The sequence below is a fragment of the bacterium genome (genome assembly GCA_035703895.1).
Classification (GTDB): Bacteria; Sysuimicrobiota; Sysuimicrobiia; order Sysuimicrobiales; family Segetimicrobiaceae; genus Segetimicrobium.
Map to the genome: position 1 here is coordinate 1 of DASSXJ010000309.1, position 3,712 is coordinate 3,712.

3 protein-coding genes are annotated in these 3,712 nt (G+C 68.1%); all 3 read right to left on the reverse strand.

Translation table 11 applies throughout. The features are described from left to right. Positions 1 to 229: 229 nt before the first annotated feature. The gene (locus VFP86_20260; GenBank protein ID HET9001983.1) at positions 230 to 1,831 is read right to left on the reverse strand and encodes an ABC transporter substrate-binding protein; all 1,602 of its coding nucleotides are present in this window, start codon (positions 1,829 to 1,831) and stop codon (positions 230 to 232) included. Positions 1,832 to 1,845: 14 nt separating this feature from the next. Then, a complete protein-coding gene (locus VFP86_20265; protein HET9001984.1) occupies positions 1,846 to 3,267 on the reverse strand; it encodes an amidase family protein in 1,422 nt (473 codons plus the stop codon). Between the two features lie 90 nt (positions 3,268 to 3,357). Next, a partial coding sequence (locus VFP86_20270) for a DinB family protein (protein ID HET9001985.1) occupies positions 3,358 to 3,712 on the reverse strand: 355 nt, incomplete at its 5' end.

Below are 3,712 nucleotides of genomic sequence, written 5' to 3' on the forward strand. Positions count from 1 at the left end.
GGTGCATGGCGTTGAGGACGCCGCCCGATTTGGGGGTCGGACTGGCTCCCCAGGCCGAAGCCGCCGTCAGTGACAGGAGCAGCATCCCGCTGAGCCACAGACCGACCGGACTCCGATTCGTCATGGAACCGTCCCCCTTCGCCGCCCGTGGAGAAGGCACCGGAGGTTTCCACGCCCTCGAGAACAGCCCCTCTCGCCTGGGCCGCGGGGGGACCCGGTGCCCAGGAGTCTACCGATCGAGCCAGACGTCCTGGAACCGCGCGTAACTGAAGATGCTGTGATGCGGGACGAGGTTCTTGACGTGGGGCCACATCGCATAGTAGTCGGTGGTCCAGCCGAGGATGGGACGCGCGCCGTCCAGCTCGAGGCGCTTCTGGATCTCCGCGACGAGGCGGCGCCGCTTCACCGGGTCGAGCGTCTGCGACTGTTCCTCGATCATCTTGTCGACGTCTGGGTTGCAGTACTGGGGATAATTTCGTGGGGAGCCGCAGACATAGTTCTCGTAGAAGTTGGCGTCGGGGTCGTCCACCCCGATCCCGGTCTGGTTCGAGCCCATCTCGTACTCGCCGCGCGTGAGCTTGGCATACCACACGGCGCTCTCCACCTGCTCCAGCGTCGCCTCGATCCCTACCTGTTTGATCTGGTCGATCACGAAGGTGGCCTGGTCGAGGTAGTTCGCGATCGCCCGGGTGCTGACGACGAGGCGGAGCGGGCGGCCCGGGCCGAACCCCGCTTCGGCGAGGAGTTGACGAGCGTCCGCTTTCTGCTTGAGGGGGTCCCCGCTGCCGGGCAGGGTGGCCAAGCCATCCGGGGAGAGGCCCCAGTTCCCCCACGGCTGCGGCAGCATCGACGCGCCGACCACCGCGCCGCCCTGGCGCACCGCCTGGATGTATCCGCGGCGGTCGATGGCCAGGCTCACGGCTCGTCGCACGCGCGCGTCGGTGAACGGCGGCTTCTTGAAGTTCATGAGGATGTTGTCGTTGACGTTCTGGCTCGTTTCGTAGACGACCATGCCCGGCACCGCCCGTTTCAACTGGTCTGCGGCAGGCTTCGTGCCCTCGGAAGGCATCGTCACGTCGACCCGGCCGGCCTGAAGCGCCGCGATGCGGGTGCCGCGTTCCTTGATGATGATGAAGCGGATCCCGTCGAGGTAGGGGCGTCCTTTTATAAAATAGTCCGGGTTGCGGACGAACTCGATCAGTTCGCCGGGACGGTATTCCTTGAGCTTGAACGGGCCGGTGCCGACGCAGCGCGTGCGGAGGTCGGCGGCGGGGACGTGGGCCGGATACACGGGCGAGTAGTCCGAGGCGAAGAGCATGAGGAGGGACGGCTGGGGCCGCCTGAGGTGGAAGACGACCGAGTAAGGATCGGGAGCATCGATGGCCGCGATCTGCGCGTACCAGTTCTTTCTCGGGTCGAGGCGCAGCCCGGACGAGCCGGCCGCGCCGCGGACGAGGTCGAAGGTGTACTTGACGTCTTTGCTGGTCAAGGGCTGGCCGTCATGCCAGCGCACGCCTTTGCGGAGCGCAAAGGCGAGGGTTTTGCCGTCGTCGCGCCAGGCCCACGTCTCGGCGAGCTCGCCCACAATCGTCGCGGGGCTCTCCTGGCCGCGGAGGGGGTTGAAGAGGACGAGGTTGCTATAGCACGGCATCACGGGCCAGTTGGTCGAGATCGTGGCCTCCTCGTGGATGCTGAGGCTGGGGGGATCCTCCCGGTGCATGGCATTCAGGACGCCGCCCGATTTGGGGGTCGGTCCGGCCCCCCAGGCCGAAGATCCCAGCGCGAGCATCAACACGCCCGCAAGCCAGGGGATCCGCGGTCTCCACCGCATGGTCGATCTGCCGCTCATGTGAGTGGCGGGCGACGGTCCGCCCACGGCCGCGTGGCTTCGAGAGCCGCAGCCGCCCGCAGCACCGCGGCCTCACCCAACCGGCGGCCCACAATCTGGAGCCCGATTGGGAGGCCGTCCGCGGTCCATCCCGCCGGGATTGAGATCGCGGGGAGCCCGGTCAGGGTGATGGCGTACGTGAGCAGGATCCAGTCGAGGTATGTTTCCGTTCGCTGCCCGTTGATCTCCGGCGGAAAGTCCCACGCATGCGGAAACGGAGGCACGGCCACGGTAGGGGTGAGGAGCAGGTCGTACCGCTCGAAGAACGTGCGCACCCGGTGCCACAGCTTGGTGCGCTCCATCTCCGCGTTGGCCCACTGCACCGCCGTCATCGTGAAGCCAAGCTCGATGTTCCACACGAGCGGTGGAAACATCTGGTCGCGCCACCGAGGGAGCAAACCTCCGTGGACCGCCGCCATCCGAGCAGATCGGGCGGGGAGGATCATCTCCCGGAGGCCTGTGAAATCCGGGTGATCGTCCTCGACCGAACACCCGAGGTCGAGATACGCGCGCGCCGCCATTTCGGCCACGCGGGCCACCTCAGGTTCTACGGGGGTCACGCCGAGGTCGGCGCTCCAGGCGATGCGCCACCCGCGCGCGTCGGGCGTTCGAGCCGCCGCCATCCACTCGCCCGCATTGACGGGGACCGAGATGGGGGCGCGGTCGTCCGGACCGGCCACGGCCGCCAGCATTAAGGCCGTATCGCCAACGGTACGCGCCATCGGGCCCGTCACCGAGAGCGGATCCCACGCGAGGGGGCTGGGGTAGACCGGTACCACCCCGGGCGAGGTTCGAAACCCGATCACGCCGCAGAAGCTCGCCGGTATCCTAATGGACCCGCCCGTATCGCTGCCCTGGGCGAGCGGTCCCATACCCGTGGCGATGGCGACCGCCGCTCCGCCGCTCGACCCCCCAGACGTCATGCTCAACCGCCAGGGGTTCCGCGTGGGACCGCAGACGGCGTTCTTGGTGTTGCCCCCCGCGCCGAGTTCTGGGGTATTGGTCTTTCCCAGGATGATCGCGCCGGCGTTCTTGAGGCGCTCCACGATGAGGGCGTCCTCGGTCGGGACGAAGTCGGCGAACGCAGGCGAACCAAACGTCGTGCGGATGCCTTTGGTGAGGGTGAGGTCCTTGATGGAGACGGGGACGCCGTGCAGGGGACCGAGGTCATCCGGCAGGCGCCGCATCACCGCGGCCTCCGCCTCTCGCGCGGCCTTCCGCGCCTGGTCCGCGACCACCGTGACGAACGCGTTCACGATCGGGTTGACCCGGTCGATCTGGGTCAGCACCGCGTCCGTGATCTCGCAGGGCGAGACTCGTTTACTCCGGATCGCCTCCGCGAGATCGGTGGCCGGCATGAAGCACAGGTCCGAACCCATCTTCAGGCGCTCCCGTTCCGCCTTGCGCGCCTACGAGCGCGTCTTCGAGTGGGACGCGTGCGTCCGAGACGGATCAACCGCGGGTCTCGCTCAGCCGATGGGCGTCCGTTCCCAGTTCAGCACTGAGTAGTCCAGGTTTTCTGCGGCGACGCCCACCTGCCGCAGCATGGCCATGACCTGCGCGCGGTGGTGGACCTCGTGGAACAAGAGCTGCCCGGCGATGCCGCCAGCCGTGGCATGGACGCGCATGGGCTTCGGCCCCATCTGCGAGACGAACTCGACGGGACGGGTGGGGTCGCCGAGGCCGGCCAGCGCTTGCCGCGTGACGGCCGCCCGGGCCGCCCATGCCGCCGCGAACGGTTCGTACTCCGGCTGTCGCTCGACGGTGAACGGCGAGGCCCCGAGCGACACGTCGCGGCCGGCCAGCCGTTCCACGTACGCCCAC

Excerpts from the sequence above, each read along its gene's own strand:
- VFP86_20260 (HET9001983.1), bottom strand. The coding sequence starts at position 1,831 with ATGCGGTGGAGACCGCGGATCCCCTGGCTTGCGGGCGTGTTGATGCTC.
- VFP86_20265 (HET9001984.1), bottom strand. The coding sequence starts at position 3,267 with ATGGGTTCGGACCTGTGCTTCATGCCGGCCACCGATCTCGCGGAGGCG.